The following is a 25,213-nucleotide window of genomic DNA, read 5'->3' as shown; positions in this document are numbered from 1 at the left end:
GTCGTAGCCGCCCTACCGGGTCACGACACCGTCGCGCGCGGTCTCGTCGACGTGGAGCGTGAAGACGTCGGGCCGGGCGTAGTGGCCGGTGGGGTCGAAGTCGAAGCGGGCGCGGGTGAGGTCGTCCAGGTCCAGGTCGGCGGTCAGGATGCCCTCCCCGTCGCGCAGCGGACCGGCGAGCACCTCGCCCAGCGGGGAGACGATGAGCGAGCCGCCGCCGATCAGCACGGTGTCGGGCGCGTCGCCCTGGACCGGGTGGAGGTCGGCGGGCAGGGCGGCGCGGCGCAGGTACTGGTTGGCGCTGAGGACGAAACAGCGGCCCTCCAGGGCGATGTGCCGCATCGTGGCCTGCCAGGCGTCGCGGTCGTCCACGGTCGGCGCGCACCACAGGTCGACGCCCTTGGCGTACATCGCCGTACGGAACAGCGGCATGTAGTTCTCCCAGCAGATGGCCGCGCCCAGGCGCGCCGCGCCGGTGTCCACGACCGGGAGGGTCGAGCCGTCGCCCTGGCCCCACAGGTAGCGTTCGGCGGCCGTCGGCATCAGCTTGCGGTGCAGGCCCAGGTAGCCGTCGGGGCCGAGGAAGAGCGCCACGCAGTACAGGCTTCCGCCCCGGCGCTCCACGGCACCGACGACAGCGTGGCAGCCCAGTTCCCGGGTGAGGCCGGCAAGGGCGTCGACCTCGGGGCCGGGGATGTCGAGGGCGGCGGCGTGGTAACGCCGGAACAGGTCCCGGCCGGCCGGGGTGCGGCTGCCGACGGTGATGCCGAAGTCGAGCCCCTTGGGGTAGCCGCCGAGGAACGCCTCGGGCAGCACGACGACCTCGGCCCGGTGGTCCACGACGGCCTCACGGATCAGCGTCTCGGCGCGGGCCAGGGCGGCGGGCGTGTCGAACAGCGGGGCGGCCGCCTGGACGACGGCAGCGGTCAGAGTGGTCATGCCGTCGAGCGTAGGAATCGGGGGATGCGGCGTCACCCGGTCGGCCGGCACCTGATGACGGGCCACCGGGGCCGGGCTCCCGCTGTGGAGTCCCGCTCACGGAATTTCCTGTTCCGCCCAGATGATCTTCCCGTCGGGTGTGTACCGGGCTCCCCAGCGATGGGCCAGCTGGGCCACCAGGAACAGGCCCCGGCCGCCCTCGTCCGTGCTGCGGGCGTGCCGCAGCCGTGGGGCGGTGCTGCTGCCGTCGGCGACCTCGCAGGTCAGGCGGGTGTCGCGGAGGAGGCGCAGGCGGATCGGCGCGGCGGCGTAGCGGATCGCGTTGGTGACCAGCTCGCTGACGATCAGTTCCGTCGTCATGGCCAGCTCCCCGAAGCCCCATGCCTCCACCTGGCGGGCGGCACGGCCCCGGACGTCGGCGACGGCGGCCGGGTCCGGGGAGACGTCCCACGAGGCGACGTCGTCGGGCCGTACGGCGTGGGTACGGGCCAGGAGCAGGGCGATGTCGTCGGACTGGGGGCCGGACACGAGGCGCTGGACGGCGCTCCGGCACAGGGTGTCCAGGTCGGTGCCGGGCCGGGCCAGGGCCTCGCCGAGCCGGGCCATGCCCAGCTCCATGTCGTGGTCGGTCGCCTCGATCAGGCCGTTGGTGTAGAGGCCGAAGAGGCTGTCCGGGGGCAGTTCGATCTCGCCGGCCTCGAATCCGATCCCGCCCAGCCCGAGCGGCGGACCGGCGGGCGGTGTGGGGAAGTCGACGTGTCCGTCCGGTGTGACGAGGACGGGCGGCGGATGGCCGGCCCGGGCCATCGTGCACCGCCGGGTGACGGGGTCGTAGACGGCGTACAGGCAGGTCGCTCCGAGGAACGCGCTCGCGCCGTCGTCGGCCGCCTCGCCGGTGGTCTCCTCCTCGCTGAGCCGGAGCACGAGGTCGTCGAGATGGGCCAGCAGGTCGTCGGGCGGCATCTCCATGTCGGCGAGGGTCTGTACGGCGGTGCGCAGCCGGCCCATCGCCGCCGCGGCGGTGATGCCGTGGCCGACCACGTCGCCGATCACGAGGCCCACGCGGGCGCCGGACAGCGGGATCACGTCGAACCAGTCGCCGCCGACCCCGCCCGTCGGGTCCGCGGGCAGATAGTGCGAGGCCACCTCCAGCGCGGTGCCGCCGCTGAGGGCCTGGGGCAGCAGACTGCGCTGGAGCATGACGGCCGCCGTGTGCTCCCGGGTGTAACGGCGGGCGTTGTCGACGCACAGTGCCGCCCGCGCCACGAGTTCCTGGGCCACCAGCACGTCGTCGGGCCGGAACGAGACGGGGTTGACCGAGCGGACGAAGGTGGTGAGGCCGAGGACGGTGTTCCGGGCCCGCATCGGCACGGAGATGAGGGAGTGCAGCCCGAACTCCTCGATGCTGCCGACCCGGTCCGGCTGTTCCGCGATCCAGAGTTCGTCGGTCGGGTCGAGCACCGGGACGAGCGTCGGCTCGCCCCTGATGAGCATGCCGGGGTCGCGCGGCGGAGGGAGGAAGTCCACCCGCTCACCGATCCGCGCCACGGCCTCCGGGCAGCCCTCCCGCACCGAACTCATCCCGGCGCGGCGCATCACCGGCCGCGCCGACGCCGGTCCCGCGTCGGTCAGCCACGCCCCGTGCCCCGCCGTGCTGAGGACGGGTTCCAGGAGGTCGACGACGACGAAGTCCGCGAGGCGCGGCACGGCGAAGTCGGCCAGCTCCTGGGCCGTGCGCAGCACGTCCAGCGTCCTGCCGATGCTGGCGCCCGCCTCGTTGACCAGCGACAGCAGCTGGCGGGCGTTCCACCGCTCGGTGACGTCCAGAACCATGTAGCAGACGCCGGTGACCGACTCGTCCGCGTCCACCAGGGGGAAGAAGGAGGTGGAGTAGGCATGCTGGCGGTGCGGGTCGGACCAGCTCCATCCCACGTACTCGTAGTCGGTGACCGGGACCCCGGTCTCCAGGACCTTCCGCATCAGCCCTTCGAGGGTGGCCGTCTGCAACCCGGGCAGCAGCTCGCTCATCCGGCGCCCCAGCCGCTGCTCCCGGGGCACACCGCCCAGACGTTCCAGGGTGTCGTTCAGCCACACGTAGCGCAGCTGCCGGTCCACCACCGCCATGCCGACCGGCGAACGGGTCAGGAACCCGTCGAGGACGGACTCGCCCACCGTCCACCGCTGCCGCCGCTCGCGCGCCGAGAGCAGAAAGCACTCGTGGTCCCCGATGCGGAAGACGGCGGACACCCTCAGGTCGACCTCGATCCGGCGGCCGTCGCGGTGCCGCACGGGGATGAGGCCGCTCCATCCCATGCCGGCCCGGCACCGCTCGGCGATCCCGGCGACGCGTACGGGGTCCTCGGGCATCGCCGACAGACGCGCGGCGGACCGGCCGACGACCTCCGGCGCCCGGTAGCCGAGCAGCTCCTCGGCACCCCGGGTCCAACCGAGCACGATGCCACGGCCGGAGAGCACGACGGCCGCGTCGGTGGACGCGTCGAGGAGGCCGCGCGCGTCGGCGGACACGGCGGATGCGGCGGGATCTGAGCCGTCACGCACAGAATCCATAGGCTCCGTCCTTTACATGACTATCGTCCTGCTTGACCGGCTGATGCGCACGGTCCGGAGGGCGGGGCGGGGCTTGATCGACGGGGGTGCGCGGCGGCCGTTCCCTGACCGGGTTCCGTGACGGTGACCGGGGCTTCACGGGGCTGTGTCGCCCTGGCGGAGGACCGGAGGGAGCATGGAAGGAAGCGGGCCTGGCCGGGGACCGGGGCCTGGGCCGGGCGCCGCTCGGCCGGTACAGGAGGCTCAGGGATGACAGCCGAATCCTTCCCGTCCGACGATGATCCGTACGACTCCGGGACGCCCCAGCGGACCAGCCTGCTGGACGTGCTCAGCGTGGCCGCGCTGGTCCTCGACACCGACGGGCGCATCGTGTTCTGGACCCCGCAGGCCGAGGAGCTGTTCGGCTACTCCGCGGGCGAGGCGCTCGGCAGGCCGGCGGCCCGCCTGATCATCCACCCCGAGCATCTGCAAGCGGTCGTCAAGCTGTTCGCCGAGGTCATGGAGACGGGCCGGAGCTGGGCCGGCGCGTTCCCCGTCCGGCACAAGGACGGCAGCACACGCCTGATGGAGTTCCGCAACATGCGGCTGCTCGACGACCTCGGGGACGTCTACGCCCTCGGGCTCGCCGCCGACCACAGCCTGCTCCAGCGCGTCGAGACCGACCTCGCCCTGTGCGAGCGGCTGATCAACCAGTCCCCGATCGGTCTCGCCCTCATGGACCCCGATCTGCGGTATCTGCTGGTCAACCCGGCGCTGGAGCGGATCGACGGCATCCCCGCAGAGGACCACCTCGGCCGCCGGCTGCGCGAGACCCTGCCGTTCCCCGACGTCGAGACCGTCGAGTCCGCGCTGCGGCAGGTGCTCACCACCGGCACCCCGCTGCTCGACCAGTACCACGTGGGGCGGCCCCGCTCCGACCCCGACCACGAGCACGCCTGGTCCCTGTCGTTCTACCGCCTGGAGGACCCCTGCGGGCGGGTGCTCGGCGCGGCCACGTCGGTCGTCGACGTCACCGAACGGCACCGCGCGGCGGCCGAGGCGGACCGGGCCCGGCGCCGGCTGGCACTGATCGCCGACGCCTCCACCCGCGTGGGCACCACCCTGGAGGTCGAGCGGACCGCCGCCGAGCTGGCCGAGATCGCCAGCCGAGAACTCGCCGACGTGGTCGCCGTGGACATACTCGACTCCGCTCTGGCCTGCCGCCGCGTGAGCGAGCCGGCGGGCGGCCCGGAACTGTTCCGCGCCCTCGCCCTCAAGGCGGCCCACCCCACCGTGGCGCTGTGCGCCGCCGACTCCCCCGGCGACCTCGCCTCCTACGACGGTGACCGCCTCGTGACGCTGTGCGTGCACACCGGGCGGTCGGTCCTGGTGCGGCACGTCGGCGCACGCGATCTGTCGCGGATCGCCCGGGACGCCGAGGCCGCCGCGCTGCTCGCGCGCTCCGGTGTCCACTCGTATCTCGCCGTGCCGCTGATCGCCCACGGCGAGGTGCTGGGCGCGCTCGACCTCAAGCGCACCCGCAATCCGCTCCCGTTCGACGAGGACGACGTCGTCCTGGCCGGCGAGCTGGCCAGCCGTGCCGCCATCGCCATCGACAACGCCCGCTGGTTCCAGAGCGTGCGCAACACCGCCCTGACCCTCCAGCGCAGCCTGCTGCCCGACCATCCGCCGCACCACACCGGCCTGGAGCTGGCCTCCCGCTACCAGCCGGCGCAGGCCACCAGCGAGGTGGGCGGCGACTGGTACGACGTCATCCCCCTGACCGGCGACAAGACCGCCCTGGTCGTCGGGGACGTGATGGGCAACGGCATCGACGCCGCCGCCACGATGGGCCGGCTGCGCACCGCCACCTGCGCGTACGCGGACCTGGACCTGGAGCCGGGCGAGGTGCTCCAGCACCTGGACAAGATCACCTGCGATCTGGAGCACTACATCGTGACGTGTCTCTACGTCGTGTTCGACCCGCACACACGACAGTGCCGGATAGCCAACGCGGGACACATGCCGCCCGCCCTGGCCCCCGCCGGCGGGGCCCCGACCCTGCTCGACCTGCCCTCCGGTGTCCCGCTCGGCGTCGGCGGCGTCCGGTTCGAGACCGCCACGGCCGAACTCGGGCCCGGCGACCTGCTCGTGCTCTACACCGACGGCCTCGTCGAGACCCGGCAGCACCCGATCGACGACCGGCTGAACACCCTGCTCGGCTTCCTCGACGCGCCCGAGCGGCCCCTGGAGGAGACCTGCGACCTCCTGCTGTACGGCCTGCGGCACCCCGACGACCACGACGACGTCGCCCTTCTCGTCGCCCGTGCCGTGTAGCCACCGTGCCAATGCAGTCCAGCGAGGAGGTGCGGGCCTGCCCGGCCGGGCGGTCCGGATCGCGATGCCCCCGGCGAGACCGGGACGCCTTCTGTCAGAGCACGCCTCCCGCCTCGTCGTGGAAGACCTCCGGCCAGTACCGGTAGTCGTCCGGGCCCGCGGCGGGGACGCAGGCCACCGGGTCGACCGAGGCCAGCACCTCGATCATGGTGTCGGCGAGCGGGTGGTAGAAGTCCTGGGTGAACTCGTGCTCCTTGTCCAGGGTCTGCTCCCGCTGGTGCAGCCAGAGCGTGAAGGCCAGGGTGGAGATGTCGGCGTTGACCGGGACGACATGACCGGCACCCAGCTCCGTGTGGAACAGGGCACCGGTCCGGCCGTCGATCAGCAGGTCGAAGTCGTGGACCAGCCCGCCGAGCACCAGCAAGTGCTCCGCGTCCGGAGGCAGTTGTTCGCCGCCGTCCCACAGGTGGGCGTGCCGGGGGTCGCTCTGCGACTCGGCCCAGTCCTCCGGCAGCGTGACCAGCGGTTCCGCTTCGGGCCCGTAGAACATGTACCCGTCGCGGGGCAGGCCCACTTCGGTCAGGAAACGGCGGGTCGGGGTGTGACTGAGGGCCGAGGGCAGCTGGTCGTCGGTGAGCCGCACCATCCCCTCGGCGCCGAACACCCCCTCCAGCAGACCTTCCGGCAGGTCCAGGGCCAGCCCCCGCCCGGGCCCGGCGATCAGGGCGAGCGGGCGTATCACCGCGGCGATCCTCCAGAACGCCGGTATCGGCCGGTCCCACTCGGACCGCGGGCCGGCCGGGCCCCAGCCCTCCTCGCCCCACTCCTCCTCGGCGAACACCGCGATCAGCAGCCCTTCCGCGTCCCGCACCGCCTCAGGGCCCGTCCTCCCGGCCAAGCCGGCGAACCTGCCGCGCAGCCCCCGGAACTCGTCCACCGCGGCCAGGAAGCGGGTCAGCGCGCCGACCGACGGAGCCAACGGGAACAGCTCCGCGCCGTCCGGCGACTTGACGTAGAGCCACATGCTGAACACACGCCCGGTGACAGGGTCGAGGACGACCTCCTCGCCGTCCTCGTCCCCCTCCACGATCAGACGGCCGATCAGCAGCAGTCCGGCGAGGTCCGGATCGAGTTCCTCCGGGTCACCGCCCAGCACGGTCACATGGTCATGGACCGTCAGCAGCGACGGCCCGGTGAACGGGCGGAAGCTGACCAGACCGTGACCGTCCAGCCGCTCCCCCGGGGCCAGGACGCGGCGGGTCGGCTCATGGACGATCGACGGATGCGGCGCGTGCTCCGGCATGACGACGCTGGTCTCGGACATGTCTCCCCCGTGTGCTGAGTTCGAGCGACTCCTCCACCATAGGAGTCGCCACTGACAACGGAGGGTGAGGCAGGCGGCGCCAAGGTGCATATGCCTTTGACATAATCCGTGCATGTCGAGCCGAGACGCGATCCAGTACGCCTCCGACGCCGGTCTGCTCATGATCCCGGGCGATCCGGCCAAGGACTACAGCCCGGGGTTCGCGGTCTTCGACGACTCCGTTCCCGCCCTGCGCGCGTTCGTCCTGAGCCTGTTGCGGAAGGAGAACGTCAGGCCGGCACCTCGCAACGCGAAGTCCGGCGCCGTCATACCGATACGCGTGAATCTCGTCCCCCGGCCCGACAACGACTACGACTCCCGTGCGATCTCGGTCGCCGCCCCGCCCGGGCACGGCGGGTCCGTTCTCGACCGGCACATGGGCTACCTCTACAGCAGCGCGCTGTACATCACGAGTGAGAGCATCCGCAGGCTCACCGAGGAGACCGGGACGCCCGTCGGCTGTCACGGATGGATCGAGCTGTACGACCTCGAAAGCGACAGCCGTTTCGACGACGAGTTCTACGACGACGACTTCTACGAAGACGAGGACGGCGGGAACGACGGGAACGGCGGGGACGAGGAGAACACGGACTGGGAGCCCAGCCGCGACGAGCTGGTGTCGTGGGCGGAGCAGAAGGCCTTCGGGTACGCGGTCGGTTCGGTACGGGTCCTGCTGCCCGAGCGTCAGACCGTACGCGCCCTCGTGGACGCCTACCTGGCGGAGCATCAGCCGAGAACGGACGTGGGCCAGGACACGGAGAAGGAGCCGACCCCGGCCGGTGTCGAGTGGGGCCTGCGCCGGGCGCTGGCCGAGCGGCTCGCCATCCGGCTGCGGACCGGCCTGAGCCATCGGGCCGCCGGCGGGGCCTGGGGCCGGGAGACCGAGCGGGACCGCGCGCGGCGCCGCCGGGACGCCGAGGCACGCCCGCTCCTGGAGGCCTGGGAGACGTACCGGAACGCGGCGCACGGTTTCCGCGACCTGCGTGCCGTCACCCGGTCCGTCTTTCACCACACCCGGACCCTCGTCCTGGACGAGTCCGGCGTGGAGGTCGGGCAGTACCACGAGCCGGACGGTCCGCTCACCCTCGTCGACGAGCGGCTGCGCGCCGAGGCGCTCGACGCGTTGCGCGCGCACGGCGTGGACGTGGACGCGCCCGAGGACCTGGCGGCTCTCGGCGGCTTCCCGGACGCGGTGGTCGTCGTGGGCCGGGGCAGGTGGTCGATCCGGCTGTCGAAGCCGGGGGTGTCACGGGACGCGCTTCCCGAAGCCGGCTGGTTCGACCCGGACTCGGGGACGCTCACCGTGTACGCCGCGCCGCTCGCCGAGGCGTTGACGGTGCTGCTGCGCCGGCACGGAGTCCGGCCGCTGCTCGTGACCTGGGGCGCGCCGCCCGAGGAGGTGGAACGGCACAACTTCCGGGCCGCGTTCACGGCGGGCGAGATCAGCCCGGTCAGCCGCCCCAGCCGGGTGACGGCCGCCGTACAGCGGCTGATCCCGGAGCCCCACCGCCGCTGGCTGAACGCGAAGCCGGACGGCGAGGGGACAGCCGCCGCGAGGGCCGGGAGCACGCTGCCGCCGCTCGTCGACGACGCGGCGGAGAACCCGTACTACCGGCGCGCCCTGGAGTCGCTGTTCGGGGCCCCCGTGGACCTGGCGGAGCGCGGTCCGTGCCGGCTCTGCGGGCGCTCCGCCCAGTCGGCACGCCCGGGGCTCTTCTACTGCCACGGCTGCTGCGCCCTCGCGCGCAACGGGGTGCTGCGGGACACCGGCGCGGACGGCGCGTGGACGGAGGCGATCGTGTACGCGCTGCGCCGGCTCGCGGAGATCGAGTTCTCCGGGCCGCCGTCCCTCGCCCAACTCGACCGTGTCTGCCTACCGTTCGAGGACGCCGGCCTGGTCGACGAGGTGATGCTCTGCCGTTTCCTGCTGCCGCGCCCCGACTCCGCGCTGCTGAGCGCACGACCGGCGCGCCCGGCCCGCACCTGGACGGAGTGGCTGGGCCACGCGGGACTCCTCACGGACGGGGTCCGCACCTCGATGGGTACGGCGACCAGGGCCACCGACGGGCACCTGTGCCGTTCCCTGTTCGAGCGGCACGTGGACGACTTCTTCCACCACTGGGGCGTGGCCCACGAGCCGGAGCCCGCCTACCCGCGCCACCCGGAACTCAACACGACCGGCCTGCGCGCGGACTGGCGCCTGGCGGACGGCACGTTCGTCGAGGCGCTGGGTCTCATGACGCAGGAGGCGTACGCGGCGAAGGTCACGCGCAAACGGGAACTGGCCCACCACCACGGCCTCCGCCTCGTCACGATCACAGCCGACGACCTGAACCGTCTCCCGGAAATCTTCGGTGACTGGCTCCCGAAGAGCCCGACCGACGGGTGACGCGGCTACCTGCCCGGTGTGGGGTGCTGGGTGTCGGGGGGGGGGACCTGGCTGCCCTGGTCGCAACGGTCCTCCGCAGAGCCGGCACGGCCCGCGCTCCGCCAGAAGCGTGGGTACGCCTCGGCGAAGCTGTCGTAGTCGTTCGCCCGGGCCGGATCAGGAGACTGGGCGAAGCTCTCATGCGGATGCCTCCGACGGCACAGTCGCCGGAGGCATCGTGCGCTGGTGGGCGGACACCGTCGAGGCCAGGGCGGGCCCTGCTCTGCGGTGGCTCGCTCACTGACCGCTCAGTGGCCGGGGTGGGGCAGGCGACTCTTGGCGGTCACGTCGGCGGCGTAGATCAGTGCGGTCTTGTGGCTGTACTGGATGGTGTACATCTTCTTGGCGCCGAAGACGACTGTGCCGCTGGAGGGGAAGAAGTCGTCCGTCAGGGCCGGTGCCGCAGTGGACACGTAGGCCTGGCCGGCGGGGATGTCGTACATGCTCAGCGGGGCCTGGGTGGACGGTGAGAGGCCGGTGGGGTACTCGGCGGCGTCCGGGTAGCTGGTGCCGTAGACCTTCACCGGGCCGGAGACGGCGGGTTCGACGATCGTGACGTCTCGCGCGGGGATCGTGTTGGCCCCGTGCGGGTTGTGGAACCACACCTTGCCGCCGCTGAACCAGATCGCGGTCCAGTCGCCCTTCTTGTCGGCGACGACGAACTGCTGACCGGCCTGGGCGGTGCTGCCCCAGTCACTGATCCGGTCGGTGCCGGCAGCTCCGGGATGAATCGACTGCTCACCGAAGAGCGGAGCGTCCGCACGGGGCTCGGTGCGCAGGTAGACGAAGTTCGACGCCTGGCGCACCGTGGTGCACTCTTCCGTGGCGCCACTGCCGTCGTCCTGCGGGCAGAGCTGCATGGTCTGCCGGTTGGCGGAGAAGCCAGGCGCGATGGTCACGGCGGAACCGATGTCCGCGACGCCGTGCCGGCCCTCCAGCGGCGCGCCCAGCAGGGCCATGAAGCGCTCCCAGTCCCAGGACGGTCCCGGGTCCCAATGCTGGTCGTTGGTGAACCGGTCGGCCGGGGCGAGAACGTTGTCGTGACCGATGATGTGCTGCCGGTCGAGCGGAATGTCGTACCGGTTCGCGAGGTACTTCACCAGATCGGCGGTGGCCTGGTACTGGGTCTCGGAGTACCAGGTCGCACCGTGCGCGGCGTAGCCCTCGTGTTCGATGCCGATCGAGTGCAGGTTGGTGGAGTAGTTGCCCGCGTGGAAGCCCAGGTCCTTCGTGGGCACCATCTGGGTCACCGCACCGTCCGAGGACCGCATCACATAATGCGCGGCAGCGCTGCTCAACGGGTCCTGGAAGGTGGCGATGGCCGAGTCGTAGGGCGATTCGGTGTCGTGGATGACGATCCGGTCGATCCGGACACCGTTCGCGGGCCGGTCGGACACCTGGCCGTTCTTGGGGCTGGCCGGGACAAAGGTGCAGTCGACCGTTGGGGGGCATTCCGTGTCCGCCACCGTGGCCGTGGCCAGCTTGAGTCTGTTCACCTGCGAGGTGACCGGATCGACCGTGGGATCGGCGTCGAGCTCGACGCTCTGGCCGTCGGCCGTCCTGCGGGTGGCGCCCTTCTTCATGGTGGCGAAGACCCGGTCGGCGAACGCGGTCGCGCCCCGGCGCTCTGTGGACTGGCTGTAGCGGGCCACGGCGCCGTACCAGTCATCCGGGTCGTCGGACGTGCTGCCGTTCAACTGCTTCTGGTACGAGGCCAGCAGGGCGGCGCCACCGCGGATGTTCGTCGCGGGGTCGTCGCGCAGTTTCTCGGTCGTCAGACCCGTCAGCTTCGCCGCGGCCTGGAGTGTGTGCCGGGCCGCTCCCTTGGCCAGCTCCGTGGCCTCGGCTCGGCCGGCCATGCCGGCGGGGCCGCCGGACACCATGTCGGGTGTGACGGCGGTCAGATGCATGGGGCCGAAACCGCCGGAGGTGCTGTGGCGGCCCTCGTGGGCCTCCCATGCCGTCTGCTGGTAGGCCACCGCCATCAAGACCGACTGGGGCACCTCGTACTCGGCGGATGCCGTCGCGAACGCACGCTGAAGTGCTGTGTCTGCTGGAGGGGTGTGTGCGGACGCCTGCGCCACCACCGGAACGGCAATGGCTCCCGCCATCACCATGGCGGCCGCTCCGAACACGATGGGGCGCCGCCGGGAGGCGTGCTTCCGGCGTGACATTGATTTGTTTGTCATCAAGTTTCCGAATCGGGGGTGACGGACTCACGTCACCCGGGCAAGAGTTGAGCGACAGGGAACGGACCGCCAGAGGTGAGCTGAAACGACCTCGTCCGACATGTCCTGAGTCGCTGACACGGCCCGGTTGCATGGACCGGAAGCCGCTGCGGACGGAAGCCAGCACACCGTTTCGGACAGCAGGCGGAAAGCCACCGCACCTGGTGTGGCAGGGAAGTTCAACTTGTTGGCGCTGGTCTTCCGGCAAGTGACTTCGGACTGACTGAGGATTCAGACAGTTCGGACATGCTGCTGGAGCAGCTCACCAGCCGGCGCGGCACACATGCCGGGCCGCATCTGTGCGGAGCACGATCAGCGCGGGCCACCGTGGCCGACCCACTCCGGATGCGAGGCGGTGCGGCGCATGGCACATTGGGCGTGAGGGCCGCGCAGTGCCAGGCCCTCTGGCCGCCGGTGCCCGAGGATTTCGGATGACACCACGTAGCAGGTCATCGCTCCTCCCGTAACCAGTGTCGCGGTCATCTCCCGCCTGAGATCTGTGGGGTATGGGTATGCACCGAACGCACTCGCTTCGCTACGCGGCTGCTGCCGCGGCCGGCATCTCGTTCGCCGTCTCCGCACTCGTCCCGACACACGCTGTGGGCCTGTCGGCGGCAGCCTCCCCAACCGCCTCCAAACCCACCATCGTGCTGGTCCACGGCGCCTGGGCCGACGCCTCCAGCTGGAACGGCGAACTCAAGATCCTCCGAGGCGCGGGGTACCAGGTACGTGCCATCGCCAATCCCCTCCAGAACCTGACCACCGACTCACAGACGGTTGCCGACTTCCTCAAGACGGTGCAGGGTCCGGTGGTGCTCGTCGGGCACTCCTACGGGGGCAGTGTCATCACCAACGCCGCCGCGGAGGCCAAGAACGTCAAGGCCCTGGTCTACGTGGACGCCGCCGCGCCCGCCGTCGGTGAGACGAACGGATCCCTGAGCGGCTCCAACTCGGCGCTGAACGCGCCGCCCAACACGCTGTTCGACACCGCGGCCTACCCTGGGGCGCCGTCCGGCGGGAAGAACCTGTACCTCAAGAAGCGCATCTTCGTGAAGGACTTCGCGAGTGATCTGCCCACCAACCAGGCCGAAAACCTGTGGGCGACGCAGCGAGCCGCCTCGACGGCCGCGTTCAACACGCCGTCGAAGCACGCGGCCTGGAAGACGATCCCGTCCTGGTACTTCATCAGTTCAGGCGACCGGATCATCACCCCGCAGTCGGAAGAGCGCATGGCTCGTCGCGCCCACGCGAAGACGACCGTCTTCCGAGGCGGGTCACACCTCACCCTGATCTCGCACCCCGACGCCGTAGCCAAGGTCATCACCACAGCGGCCCGCTCCGTTGGCTGACACCGTCACTCCTGCCGGGTCTCAGTTGCCGGGCCAGTGCGCCTGACCCCTGGGTGTGAGGGCGATCAGGCGTGCCCGGCGCGGCGTGATGATCTGGCGGAAGGCGGGGGGCTGGGGAAGGACGGGCGGGACGAAGGCCTCGCGGTCGACGCCGCGCCGGCCGAACAGGACCAGCGCGGCGTCGGCCTCGCCGCGCGGCGCCAGGGCCCGTCCCTCGGTGAGCGACTCATCCACCCCTTCGGAGCGGACCGGGCGGCCGGCACGGCGGCACTCGGCTTCCCATGCCCGGCGTTGTTCGACCACGAGCGCGGCGAACGACGGGTGCGCATCGCTGAGAAGGCCTCCACTCGACCAGGTGTACGCGGCCCACGCGCCGTCCGGCGAGACGGCGTGCGGGTCGAGGAACCAGAACTGGGAATCGCCTTCGCGGGAGATCAGCAGCGACCGTTCCACGAGCGCGCCGAGTTCTTCGTCGTCCTCCATGAGAACGTCGACGATGTCCTCCTCCGCGTTACGGAGCCAGTCGATGTCCTGGGTGGTCCGCATCTCCCCCATGGACGAGCCAAGCTTGCACCAGCCGTCGGAGGCGCCGAGGAACGCACGGTAGTCGGGCGGCAGTGCGGTGCCCAGTCGCTGCTCCAGGGCTGCGATGTCCGCCTCGGAGGCGCCCTCGTACCCCAGCCGGCCCCGCGCCTGCTGCTTCTCATCGACGATGGAGCGTTCGTTCTCGTCGGCGACGCGCAGGAAGTCGGCACTGTACTCGGCGAGGAAGGCCCGCCAGCCGTCGACTGTGCCGAGTTCTCCGGTGGTCAGGCTGGTGACAGGAGAGGTGGTGGGGCGGGCGGGAGCAGCCCTTGGCGGCTCGGCCGGGCGCGTCGGCTCAGCCGGGATCTCGGGGACGACCCCGGCGAACGGGGCGGCGAGAGCGGCCTCGGAATGGAGGGCGACGGACGCCTCCCCACCGTCCTCGCCGCGCCAGGACAACTGCGGCAGCTTCGTCGGACGGCCGCGGTCGAGGTGGGCCAACAGCGGCTTGTCGTCCTGCCAGGCGCCGGCGTCGGCCCGCCACTGAGTTCCGAACACGAGGACGGAGGGCGGCTGGTCCTCGTCGGAGATGGCCCGCAGCGACCGGCCGTGCTCTCTCGGGGCATCGAGGGTGATCCGGCGCACCAGAGGGTGCCTTGTCGACTCCGACGAGTATTCCAGGCGCACCGTGTTGGAGCCGGGCACCAGCCGGTCCGTGGGGACACTGAGCCGCATGTCCGCCGGGTCTTCCATGTCGGGTACGGGGAACGCGGTGAAGAGGGTCACGCCGTTGACCACGACGTCAAGGAGAGCGAATCCCCAGGGATCCCAGCCTGGGGCGACCGAGGCGGTGACGGTCAGGACGGCGCTGTCGGCGACCTCCTCGATCCGCAGGTGAAAGCCCAACTCGACGAAACCGTCAGTGTCCAGTGCGAGGTAGCTCTCGACCTGCGAGCAGTGTTCATGCCGCAATGTCACATGACCCAGCTTCGCCGGGACGGTGGTGAAATCAGCAAAGATCGGTTGCACGGTGTGTGTTCCTCTGGATGTTTGCCTTGGCCACCGCGATGTGATGTCCGCGGCCGCGCGCACGTCGATGTTCTGCCCGGTGACGGTCTGCGGGTTCCACACGCGGACCCGTGCGTCGGGCCGACCGGCCTTGAACACGGTGCTGTGCCCCGGGCCGTCGAACCGCGGGCTCTCATGGAGCAGTTCGATTCTGAACCCCGGGCTTTGGCCGCCGATCCTGACCTGCCTGCCCCAGCCGGGTCCGCCGACACCCCATGAGGCTGACGCGGCTGCCGGGGTCTCCGGAGCCGAGGAACAGGTCCCGCCCTCGGGGACCAATTCCATCAGGCTGTCGCGTGCGGCGGTGAGACCGATCCTGCTACCCGCTTGCACGATACTGCCGACTTTGTTGGCCTTCCCCGCTCCCACGAGACGGTCATGCTCGGCTCCGTCCCGCTCGCTTCGTACGGCGTCGCTTCAGCGGCTCGGCGTCGGCGTCAGGCGGCCGTCGTGGCCTTGGCCGGCTGACGCTGCGGTTTCCCGGCACGTAATCGCGCTCAGGTGATCCTCTACACTTCCGATTGTGACTATGTCGGACATCTCGGGTGCTGGCTCACCGTCTCATTCTGGTTCCGCTCGAATGCATATCCAGGTTGCACTGGCTCATGCCCAACGGGACGAGTTGTTGAGGCGGCGATGGCGGAGCCTGAACGAAGCCCGCCCTTGGCAAGTGCTCTCCTTGCGAGTCCCCAGGCAGTACACGACAGGCCATTACCGGTGCTGGGTGGATCCCTCAACGATCGGGGACATCGCCGTCAGTGAACAATACGGCGACGCGGTGGAAGGCATCATAGGCATGAAGCGGGCCACGCAGCGATGCACCGTGGTTCACATCGTGCGAACTGGCGGACTGAGTCTCACCGAGGCAGGTCGCACAGTTCAGGTCACACCGGGCATGCTGTGTGCACGGGATGCACAGGTGCCGCGGGAGTTCTCCTACCGGCCCGGCACACGGGCGCAGGTGCTGCTGCTGCCGTCCGAAACACTGGCCGACGCAGGACTCGACCAGTTGCCGACTCTCGCGCTCGTCTCCCAGAACACCCCCGAGGCGCGACTCCTGCTGGGGCAGCTTCATCTGATCCGCGAGACACTCGGCGATTTGAGTCCGGCAGGCGTCCGCGCCGCTCAGCAGTCCGTGGTGCAGTTGCTGGCCGGCACACTTATGGCCCGTGGGGTTTCCGCCGACTCAGCGTTCCGCCCGTCGCTCCGCACAGCTGCCCGCAACTGCGTGGAGGCCCGCCTCCTGGACCCGCATCTGTGTCCCGCCGAAATAGCAAGGGTCCTGTCGGTCTCTGTTCGCACATTGCACCGAGCGTTCGCCGATGCCGATGAATCCCTGATGGCATATGTGCGGCGGCGCCGTCTGGAGCGAGCGCGCGAAGAACTCATCACACTGAGCGGGAGATACACCGTCTCCGCCGTAGCAGCTCGATGGCACTTCGCCGATGTGAGTCATTTCAGCCGGGCCTTCAAGCGGCAGTTCGGCGAAACACCGAGTTCGCTCGCTCACTGATGCCCTGAAGAAGCGAAGTCCAGGTACGACAGAGACCGCGGCCTCCTGGGAGGCCGCGGTCTCTGTCGTACCTGGTTACCGGGAGTGGCAGCACCGTGCCGCCGTCGTCCACCAGTTGGCGCAGTGTCAGGTTCGTCCGCCAGTACGCGGCAACCAGCAGCACCCGGTCCTCCAGCGGCAGGCTCCGCGGCCGGCCCTTGCGCACCGGATCCGCACCCTCACGCCGAAGCGCGGTGATCAGCTTGCCGAACTGCCGCGGGCTCAGCCTGGTGAACGGGGCTGACCAGGAGGGCTCCGACGCCGTGATCACACCAGCCACGCCAAGATCATCTCACCCCTGACCAGAGGCTCCGACGTAACCCTTCAGTCGTCGCGCCCCTTTCTCCATGGGTAGCCGTAGTGGTCCAAACGCTTCCGTTCGCCTATGACAAGAAGGCCCCAAAACACACCCATGGCCAAGCAGAAGAGGGCGACCTGCCGGTCCAACCTCCCGATAGTCAAGGCACAGAGGCCGCCGGAGAAGAGGGCGCCAGCGAGCCCGCAGAGCACCGGATGGCGCAGGAACCGCCCACGTGGCGACACGGGCGGCCGATCGCCCCCCAACGAGCGGTCGACCGCCCAAAACGCCCGTTTGAGTGCACCCATGACCACGCCCCCATCTCGCCGACTTTCCCTGATACGGCCTGAGTGATCGTAGAGGTCTGGGACCAGCGCAGTCACGAGACCGGCGTCGAGTGAGCGAAGTGTGGCGGGCATGATGCGTCCCATCGTCGTCATGCCCCCGCAGGTGCTCACCTTGCAGAAGATGATGCTGAAGATGATGAACAACCCGGGAAAGCCGGCCACCGGCGACGGCGGCACGCCGCCGATGGACCACGGCAGCGCCATGCCGCCGATGGACCACGGGACGATGGGCTGACGAACAGACCCCCAAGCACGACGGAATCACACAGACGCTCGGTCTACGGTGGCACCGACAGCCAGACTTGGAGCAAGCGGGGCCCCGTGTGAACGGGTTCACGGTCGCGGCCACGCTTGCGGACAATGACCGCGGTGCAGAAAGAAGGCAGCAATGGCAATCAGTCGTCGCAACTTTTCCATGCTGGGTGCGGGAGCCGCAGCGGCAACAACACTCGCCGGAGTCCCGTCCGCCCAGGCGGCAACTCGTCGACGCAAGCCGGCGGTTCGCAATGTCGTGCTCGTCCACGGTGCTTACGCGGACGGCTCTTCCTGGGCGAAGGTGATCCCACTGCTACAGGCGGCGGGAATGAACGTCACCGCGGTGCAGAACCCGCTCACTTCCCTCGCTGACGATGTCGCCGTCACGAACTTCGCGCTGGCTCGCCAGGACGGACCCACGGTCCTGGTCGCGCACTCCTACGGAGGCACCGTCATCTCCGAGGCCGGGCTGGCTCCGAACGTCACCGGGCTCGTCTACGTCGCCGCCCGTGCCCCGGAGGCCGGCGAGGACTTCGCCGCGCTCTCCGCGAAGTTCCCCACTCCTCCGGTCACTTCCGGGATCATCACCTCGGGCGGCTTCAAGTTCATCGGCCGGCAGGCATTTCTTGAGGACTTCGCCAACGGCGTGCCCAGGAAGGAGGCCCTCGTGCTCTACGCGGCCCAGGGACCGCTGTCGACCAAGCCGCCCACGACGAGCGTCGCCGCCTGGCACCAGAAGCCCACCTGGTACGCGGTCTCGAAGAACGACCGCACCATCAATCCCGACCTGGAGCGCTTCATGGCCCGGCGCATGAACGCCACGACCATCGAGGTCGACGCCGGCCACCTGTCGCTGGTGACGCACCCGGAAGCGATCGCCGGACTCGTTCTGGCAGCCGCGGCCAACAGCTGACACACGGCGGTCACACCGGGCGTACGCCGCCGTCCACAACAAGGCTCAGGTCGGCTCAGGGGAACCATGTCGCGGTGTGTCACGCCCCGGAGAGATTCCGAACATCTTCCGGTACTCCCGATTGAATTGGGACGTGCTCGCGTAGCCGACGCGGTGAGCGATCTCCGCGACGCTCTCCGAACGGGTCCACAGAAGTGTGCGGGCGGTCTGAAGTCTTATGGTCTTCTGGAACTGGAGCGGTGTCGCGGACGTTGCCGCGCGGAAGCGCCGGTGGAAGGAGGAAGGGCTCATGCCGGCGAGCCGGGCGAGATCGGCGACTCTCAGCGGCTCATGGTAGTGCTCGCGGATCCAGCCGATGGCCCGGGCGATGTGTGGGAGGCCGCTGTCGGCCTGGGCGATGTGCCGCGTGAGCGCGCCTCGGTCCTCGGTGAGCAGCCGCCACAGGATCTCCCGCTGATACGACGGGCCGAGGACCCGCAGATCGTCCGGGCAGCGGGCGGCCCGTACCAGTCGCACAACAGGGTCGAGCAGCTTCGGCGTGACGTCCCTGGCGAAAAGTCCCTCGCCGGCGGGTGACCTGACGGCGTCGCTCGTTTCGGGCAGCAGCGATGCGACGGCCCGTGGCTGGATGTCCATGACGAAGACCGCGAGCGGTTCGTCAGGATCGGCCTGGACGACCTGGCTGGTGGACGGCAGGTCGAGCGGGGCGACCAGGTACTTGCCGGCGCCGTACTCGTACGGTTCGCCATTGAGCACCGTACGCATGGTGCCCTGAGCCACGATCGCCAGGGTCGGCCCGAGCCTAGCGGCGACGACCGGAGGCGTCGGCTCGTCCACGACTGCGACGCTCACGCCGTCCGCGATCGCGACGGCCTTGCCGCCGCCGTCCCCGCAACGTTCGAGAATGAGCGTACGCAGCTCCTGTAGGGGTTCCATCCTCAAGCCCTGTCGGTCGGTGCCTTCGTGGGCACTACAGCGGGGTCGACAACGGGCGCGCGTCCTGCCGAGTCGGTCTACGGCAGGACGCGGCGCGGTTGTGTTCCACAGCACGCCGGTGCGGTGGGAGGGGCGGGTCTAGTGAGCCGACACCGGGGTGGTGACGTTGCTGAAGGTGTTGGCGCCGGCGGCGCCGGCCGCCGTGACCGGGCCGTACGTGCAGATGCCGAAAACGTTGTTGGAGATCGTGTTTCCGGTGATCTGGATGGACATCGGGTCCACGGTGCTCACGAGGACGCCCGTGGTCTGCGGATCGTCCGTGGTACCCGTCTCGGTGTCCCCGACGGCATTGTTGGTGCCGATCTGGTTGTTGCTGACGATGTTGCCGCCCAGGTCCAGGCCGGACGCACTGCCGTGTACGACGACAGCCGCCCAGCCGTTGCCGGTGATGACGTTGCTCTGCACGGTGTTGGTGTGGACCGCGCCGCCGGCTACAGCGGACGCGAGCGTGACTCCGCCGCCGCCCGCCTCAAGTCCGTTGTCGAACACGTTGTTGTTGCTGATGCTGTTGCCGAAGACGCCGCCGGCGCCGGGGTCGCGCACGCCACCAGGAGCTGCCGCGGCGTTGCGGGAGACCAGGGTGAAGCCGGATCCCAGGGCGTTGCCGTGTACGGAGTTCGCCGAGAAGGTGCTGCCCGACGCGGGACCGGTCTCGTCGCTGACGAGGATTCCGGTGCTGTTGCCGCTGACGGTTCCGGCCTGCACGGTGGCGGCGGAGCTGCCCAGCAGGTGGATGCCTCCGCCACAGTCACCGGGCCGGCCCTGCGCCCGCCGGCACGACGGGTAGGAGTTCGCGACGGCGTTCGGCCCGGTACCGGTGTTGTTGCTCTGGACGATGGTGTTCGCGATGGTCGCGTTCTTCACACTGTTGACCAGGATCCCCTCGCCGACGGCGTTCTTCACGGTGAAGCCGGTCACCGTGACGTCGGGGGCGCTTATCTCGATGCCGTTGATCAGGTTGGTGGCGTCGATGGTGACGTTGGCCCGGGCTTCGAGGTCGAGCGGCTTGTCGACCGCGACGTCCTCGTGGAACGTGCCGTCGCAGACGACGACTCGACCGCCGGCGGCCACGCCCTTGATCGCCGCGTTGATCGATCTGAACGCCGGGGTGCTACAGCTGGTGTTCGCTGCGGAGGCGACGGCGGTCGGCGAGACGTAGACCGTCTGCGGGAGGGTCTGCGGCAGGGAGAACGCGTAGAGCTTGTTGTTGTCACCCTTGGACGGGAAGAACGGGCCCAGGTTCTGGGTGTGGTATCCGGAGCCCCAGTACACCGAGCCGTCCACGATCGACGCGCCGCCGAGGACCGCACCCCCGCTGGGGAAGCCCCACTTGATGGCGCCGGTCGCGGCGTCGAGGGCGTACATGTTGTTGCCGGTCGGGTTCGTGGATCCGCCGTACACGACGCCGTTCGCGCTGGACACGAAGGACATGGGAGCCGCCGAGTCCGGCGTCGCGGTCTCCCAGAGGATCTTTCCGGTGGCGGGTTCGAGCGCGGCCCAGAAACCACCCGTGGTGGTCGATGTCTGCCCGGTCGCGGACGTGAGCTTCACAGGCAGGTGGTTGGTGTTGGTGTTGGCGACGTAGATGCGCTTGCCGTCGACCGCGGTGCCCCACTGGAGGCCACCGAGGTTGCCGCCGGGGCCGACCGCCGTGGCCCAGACGATCTTTCCGGTGGCCGGGTCGAGCGTCCAGTAGACGCCGCTCTTCTGACCGATGCCGAGCAGGTCGGTGGTCCTGCCGTCGACCGTGGTGGTGAAGAGGTTGGGCCCGGAGCCGAAGTCGAAGTCGTCACCGAACCGCTGGCCGACCGTCCAGGTGTCGGCGGTCAGGGTCTTGGTGGCCCAGGCGATCTCGCCGGTGTGCATGTCGAAGGCGACGATGGAGTCCTGGTAGTTGTCCTCCGCCCCGGGATCGCAGTCGGTCTCGTCGGGGGAGGTGCAGACGCCGGGCGGCACCGTGTAGTTGTTGCCCGTTCCGACGTACACCAGCCCGGTCTTCTCGTCGACCACCGGGTTGCTGCCCCACACGGCGCCGCCGGTGTAGCCCTGGGGCACCACATAGGTCTTCCAGAGCCTCTCTCCGGTGACGGCGTCCAGGGCGACGACACTGCCGCGGAACGTGTACGGCGGAGCGAACTTCTCCGCCTTGGACGACACGCCGACGTAGACGACACCGTCGGCGATGACGGGCGACGACGTCACGATGGCGGCCGGGTCCGCGTCGATCTGGGTCTTCCAGAGCCTGGTGCCGGTCAGGGCGTCGATCCCGAAGAGGAACGCGCCGTCCGTGCTGTTGCTGCGCTGCTCCCCCGAGCCGGTGACGATCTCGCCGTTCCAGTACGCGGGGCTGAGCCGTGAGATGTCGCCCGTGATCCCGGTGTAGTCGCCGATCCGGTGGCTCCACATCTTCTGACCGGTCGTCGCCTGCACCTTGTAGAGGTTGCCTGCCCAGTCCGGTGCGTACACGTAGCCGTCCACCACGGTCGGCGTGGCCGAAACGCTGTCCCCCGTGGTGAAGGTCCACTTGGGCTTCAGGTTGGCAACGTTGTCAGTGCCGATGGCGTGCTCGGCGGGCGCGTTGTGCGTGTCGCCGAGGTCGCCACCGGCGTACGGCCAGTCGGACGCGGATGCCGTCGGCGCCACCGGGGTCACAGCGGTCGTGGACGATGCGGCCGTCGCCGCCGCGGCGGTGTCGGGGATGGCCACCGTGAGTCCGGCCATCACCAGCCCAGCCACGAGCGCACGCACCCGCCCTCGCCCGGCGCGGGCGGGTATGCGGGGTATGGACATGAGGGAAAACACCTCTCGATCCTTTTGTTGATCTTGCGATCGAGAGCATAGAGGCACCCCGCAGGGCCAGACGTCCACCTTCAGGGCGCGACATACGGTCTCCGGCGTACAAGAACCGAGACGGGTGCGGCCGTTTTTCGGAAATCCGCGGCTGAGGGTTCGCAGGTGCGTGGCGGCGGAATCAGACGTGATTCCCCAGGAATCGAGGAAGCAAGCAGTGGCGGCGCCCAGCACGTATCCGCCAGATCGTATGTCCCAGCGGTACGAGAACCTGGAAGTGCACAGCAACACGTCATTCAACGGCTCCGGCAGCGCCTACGGCGTCCGGTGCGGCCGAGGTCGACGACGGGTTCGTTTATCCGGCAGTGACGCTTTCGCTCGGCGGTGAATCACCGACCACCACGCGGGTTCAAGGCCTTCCCCGGAATGTGCGAATCACCGCGTGAAGTCATCAAACGCGGGTCGCGGCGCGGTAGGAGGCCGGGCCCGCGCCGGCATTCGCGCTTTCGCCGGGTTCCCGGCGAGCGTGGCACGGAAGTTCATGTTCCTGGCACTCACCTTCCAGGGCGCAGGCCCGTTCGGTGCGGTTCGGCGCGCACAACGTTTCCGACCGCAACATCGTCGTCAGGCGCGACCTGACCGGCCTGCACCTCCCGTCCCCGGTACACCACGGTCATGGCACCAGCCATGGACAGGCATGAGGCGGTCAAGAGGCGCGGGCGGACGCGGACTGTTGGCCCACACGTCACTTGCGGTTCGGCTGTGATCGATCACCACCCCATTAGATTGCAAAGGAAGAACTTTGCGATGCCCATGGGAGAGCTTTGTGAACAGAAACGTGCGTGGTGTGCGATGGGGGGCTCCTGTGGCAGCGGCGTCCGCGGCCGTGGTGGCAACCATGGTGCTCAACCCCACGCCGGGCGCGTCCGCCAGTGCTCCGCAGAGCACGGCGAAGGCGAAGGCCCCCACCGCGAAGAACGTCATCTTCATCAACGGCGACGGCATGGGTGCCGCCGCACGTGAGGCGGCACGGCTGCATCTCGCCGGCCTGCGGGGCCGGCTGACGATGGATCGTCTCCCCGTGTCCGGTCAGCTGACGACCACACCGGACGACCCCAAGGCCGTGGTCACGGACTCCGCGGCAGCCGCCACCGCATGGGCCACGGGCGAAAAGACGTACAACGGCGCAATCAGCGTCGACACCGAGGGCAACCCGCTCCCCACGCTCGGGGCGCAGGCCAAGGCGGCGGGCAAGACCACCGGCCTGGTGACCACCGCGCAGGTCACCGACGCCTCGCCGGCGGCCTTCTTCGCCAACACCGCCGACCGCGGCAAGCAGGACGAGATCGCCCGCCAGTACCTCGAAGTCAGCAAGCCGGACGTGATCCTGGGCGGCGGCGAGGACTGGTGGCTGCCGGCCGGCACCGCGGGTGCCTTCCCCGACAAGCCCGCCGAAGACACCAGCGAGGGCAGCCGCGGCACGAAGGGCAACCTGATCGCCCAGGCCAAGCGCTCCGGCTACACGTACGTCACCGGCGCGAAGGAACTGAACAAGGCACCTCAGGGCAAGTTGCTCGGTCTCTTCAGCAACGAGGAGATGTTCCAGCAGCGCCCCGAGGGCCAGGGCGACGTGTACGATCCGGCCGTCGACCTCGCCACGATGACCAGCAAGGCACTGAACACGCTGGACAAGAACAAGAAGGGCTTCTTCCTCATGGTCGAGGAAGAAGGTGTCGACGAGTTCGCGCACAGCAACAACGGCACGCGTGTCCTGGAGTCGATGCAGCAGCTGGAGAAGGCTGTCGCCGTCGCCCGCGCCTACCAGGCGACTCACCCGGACACCCTCCTCGTCGTCACCGGCGACCACGAGACCGGCGGCCTGGCGGTCGAGGAGAACGACACGGCCGACGAATCCGGCACTGGTGTCTCCGCCGAGGACGGCCCGTTCACGATTCACGGCAGCGACCGGACGTTCACGATCGACTGGACGACTTCCGGCCACACCAGTGTCGACGTTCCGGTCACGGCCGCCGGCCCGCTCGCGAGCCGGTTCACCGGCAAGCACGCCAACACCCACGTTCACGACGTCCTGTCTCAGGTCCTGGCCCCTCGCCACTGACCGGCTGACCGGATCGTCCCGAGTAATACGAGGCTTGAAGTGTCCCTCCGGCATGTTTTCGCCGCACTGGCCGTCGTGCCCGTGCTCGCCGTCCCGGCGACCGCCGCCCAGGCGGCCCCCGCAGATCCCCAGCCCACGGTGCTCCCCCAGAAGACACACTTCGATCTGGAGGCCCACCGCGGTGGCATCGGCATGACCACCGAAGAGTCCCTGGAGGGCTTCGGCAAGGCCATGCGCCTCGGTGTGACCACCCTGGAGCTGGACACCCACATCACCAAGGACCAGAAGGTCGTCGTCAACCACGACCGCCAGATCAGCGCCCAGAAGTGCAAGGACACCGCGCCGGTCACGCCGGGCGACCCGATGTACCCGTACGTCGGTAAGTACATCAAGGACCTGACGCTGGCCCAGATCAAGACCATGGACTGCGGTTACCAGCAGCTGCCTGGCTTCCCCGAGCAGGAACAGATCAAGGGCCACCGGATGGTGGAGCTGAAGGACGTCCTGAACCTGGTCAAGAGCTACAACGCGCGACAGATCAAGCTCAACATCGAGACCAAGGTCGAGGCCGGCGCACCCGAACAGACCGCGCCGCGCGCGCTGTTCGTGCGCCGCGTGTACGAGGAGATCCACGCCTCCGGCATCGAGGACCAGGTCACCATCCAGTCCTTCGACTGGGGCGCCCTGAAGGAGATGCACAAGCTCGCGCCGAAGTACCCCCTGGTGGCGCTGACCAACTACGACTTCCTCCAGGTCGGAAAGCCCGGCGCCTCCCCGTGGCTCGGCGGCATCGACGCCGACGACTACGACGGCGACTTCGTCAAGGCAGCGTCCGCCATCCCCGGCGTGACCGCGCTCTCCCCGGTCTACGGCTTCCCGCAGGACGGCGTCGTCTCGAACCCGGACTTCAAGTTCTACGTCGACCGCGAGATGGTCTCCGAGGCCCACAAGCGCGGCTTGAAGGTCGTCCCGTGGACCTGTGACGACCCCGCCACCATCGAGGCCCTCATGGACATGGGCATCGACGGCATCATCACCAACTACCCGAACCGCGTCCGGGACATCATGGCCGAGCGCGGCATGCGCCTGCCGAAGGCCTACGAGCCGAAGGACTGACGCCCCGCGGCCCACGCCGCACAGCCATCCCCCGGAGCACGTT

The 25,213-nt window shown here is 69.6% G+C and carries 15 protein-coding genes and 1 pseudogene; 8 read left to right on the top strand and 8 right to left on the bottom strand.

Going from position 1 to position 25,213, the window contains the following annotated elements; all coding sequences use genetic code 11:
* Positions 1-12: 12 nt before the first annotated feature.
* Positions 13-939: a nitrilase-related carbon-nitrogen hydrolase gene (locus ACZ4WH_RS10115; RefSeq protein WP_468178578.1), complete on the bottom strand. Its 927-nt coding sequence runs from the start codon at positions 937-939 to the stop codon at positions 13-15.
* A gap of 96 nt (positions 940-1,035) precedes the next feature.
* Positions 1,036-3,507, bottom strand: a complete 2,472-nt coding sequence (locus ACZ4WH_RS10110; RefSeq protein WP_468178576.1) for a SpoIIE family protein phosphatase — start codon at positions 3,505-3,507, stop codon at positions 1,036-1,038.
* A 249-nt stretch (positions 3,508-3,756) separates the two neighbouring features.
* Here ACZ4WH_RS10110 and ACZ4WH_RS10105 point away from each other — a divergent pair, with 249 nt between their 5' ends.
* Positions 3,757-5,823 carry a SpoIIE family protein phosphatase gene (locus ACZ4WH_RS10105; RefSeq protein ID WP_468178574.1) on the top strand — a complete coding sequence of 689 codons (2,067 nt, stop codon included), beginning with the start codon at positions 3,757-3,759 and terminating at the stop codon, positions 5,821-5,823.
* A 94-nt stretch (positions 5,824-5,917) separates the two neighbouring features.
* On the opposite strand, the gene ACZ4WH_RS10100 is transcribed toward ACZ4WH_RS10105, so the two are convergent.
* Entirely contained in the window at positions 5,918-7,147 is a 1,230-nt protein-coding gene (locus ACZ4WH_RS10100) for an SUKH-4 family immunity protein (RefSeq protein WP_468178572.1), read from the bottom strand.
* Between the two features lie 112 nt (positions 7,148-7,259).
* Here ACZ4WH_RS10100 and ACZ4WH_RS10095 point away from each other — a divergent pair, with 112 nt between their 5' ends.
* The gene (locus ACZ4WH_RS10095) at positions 7,260-9,575 is read left to right on the top strand and encodes a hypothetical protein (RefSeq protein WP_468178570.1); all 2,316 of its coding nucleotides are present in this window, start codon (positions 7,260-7,262) and stop codon (positions 9,573-9,575) included.
* Positions 9,576-9,862: 287 nt separating this feature from the next.
* Here ACZ4WH_RS10095 and ACZ4WH_RS10090 read toward each other — a convergent pair whose 3' ends face one another.
* Positions 9,863-11,788 (bottom strand): N-acetylmuramoyl-L-alanine amidase, encoded by a 1,926-nt coding sequence (locus ACZ4WH_RS10090; RefSeq protein ID WP_468178568.1) that lies wholly within the window; start codon positions 11,786-11,788, stop codon positions 9,863-9,865.
* A gap of 566 nt (positions 11,789-12,354) precedes the next feature.
* Between ACZ4WH_RS10090 and ACZ4WH_RS10085 the strand changes: the two genes are divergently transcribed.
* Positions 12,355-13,191, top strand: coding sequence for an alpha/beta hydrolase (locus tag ACZ4WH_RS10085; RefSeq protein WP_468178566.1), 837 nt, complete (start codon positions 12,355-12,357; stop codon positions 13,189-13,191).
* A 21-nt stretch (positions 13,192-13,212) separates the two neighbouring features.
* Here the strand turns inward: ACZ4WH_RS10085 and ACZ4WH_RS10080 are convergent, their stop codons facing one another.
* Positions 13,213-14,745 (bottom strand): SMI1/KNR4 family protein, encoded by a 1,533-nt coding sequence (locus ACZ4WH_RS10080; protein WP_468178564.1) that lies wholly within the window; start codon positions 14,743-14,745, stop codon positions 13,213-13,215.
* Between the two features lie 763 nt (positions 14,746-15,508).
* On the opposite strand from ACZ4WH_RS10080, the gene ACZ4WH_RS10075 reads away from it, so the two are divergent.
* Positions 15,509-16,297 carry a helix-turn-helix domain-containing protein gene (locus ACZ4WH_RS10075; protein ID WP_468178562.1) on the top strand — a complete coding sequence of 263 codons (789 nt, stop codon included), beginning with the start codon at positions 15,509-15,511 and terminating at the stop codon, positions 16,295-16,297.
* Positions 16,298-16,409: 112 nt separating this feature from the next.
* Here the strand turns inward: ACZ4WH_RS10075 and ACZ4WH_RS10070 are convergent.
* A pseudogene (locus ACZ4WH_RS10070) lies at positions 16,410-16,616 on the bottom strand (helix-turn-helix domain-containing protein); the annotation flags it as partial.
* Between the two features lie 435 nt (positions 16,617-17,051).
* On the opposite strand from ACZ4WH_RS10070, the gene ACZ4WH_RS10065 reads away from it, so the two are divergent.
* Positions 17,052-17,216: a hypothetical protein gene (locus ACZ4WH_RS10065; protein ID WP_468178560.1), complete on the top strand. Its 165-nt coding sequence runs from the start codon at positions 17,052-17,054 to the stop codon at positions 17,214-17,216.
* 153 nt (positions 17,217-17,369) lie between these two features.
* Positions 17,370-18,149, top strand: a complete 780-nt coding sequence (locus ACZ4WH_RS10060; RefSeq protein ID WP_468178558.1) for an alpha/beta fold hydrolase — start codon at positions 17,370-17,372, stop codon at positions 18,147-18,149.
* A gap of 45 nt (positions 18,150-18,194) precedes the next feature.
* Here ACZ4WH_RS10060 and ACZ4WH_RS10055 read toward each other — a convergent pair whose 3' ends face one another.
* Positions 18,195-19,085 carry an AraC family transcriptional regulator gene (locus ACZ4WH_RS10055; protein WP_468178556.1) on the bottom strand — a complete coding sequence of 297 codons (891 nt, stop codon included), beginning with the start codon at positions 19,083-19,085 and terminating at the stop codon, positions 18,195-18,197.
* Between the two features lie 138 nt (positions 19,086-19,223).
* Positions 19,224-21,935: an outer membrane protein assembly factor BamB family protein gene (locus ACZ4WH_RS10050; protein ID WP_468178554.1), complete on the bottom strand. Its 2,712-nt coding sequence runs from the start codon at positions 21,933-21,935 to the stop codon at positions 19,224-19,226.
* Positions 21,936-22,833: 898 nt separating this feature from the next.
* On the opposite strand from ACZ4WH_RS10050, the gene ACZ4WH_RS10045 reads away from it, so the two are divergent.
* Positions 22,834-24,054, top strand: a complete 1,221-nt coding sequence (locus tag ACZ4WH_RS10045; RefSeq protein WP_468178551.1) for an alkaline phosphatase — start codon at positions 22,834-22,836, stop codon at positions 24,052-24,054.
* A 39-nt stretch (positions 24,055-24,093) separates the two neighbouring features.
* The gene (locus ACZ4WH_RS10040; protein ID WP_468178549.1) at positions 24,094-25,170 is read left to right on the top strand and encodes a glycerophosphodiester phosphodiesterase family protein; all 1,077 of its coding nucleotides are present in this window, start codon (positions 24,094-24,096) and stop codon (positions 25,168-25,170) included.
* Positions 25,171-25,213 lie beyond the last annotated feature (43 nt).

Source organism: Streptomyces sp. NPDC029138 (assembly GCF_055564375.1).
Note: the sequence above shows the minus strand (reverse complement) of the source record. Positions and strands in the feature narration are given on the sequence as shown.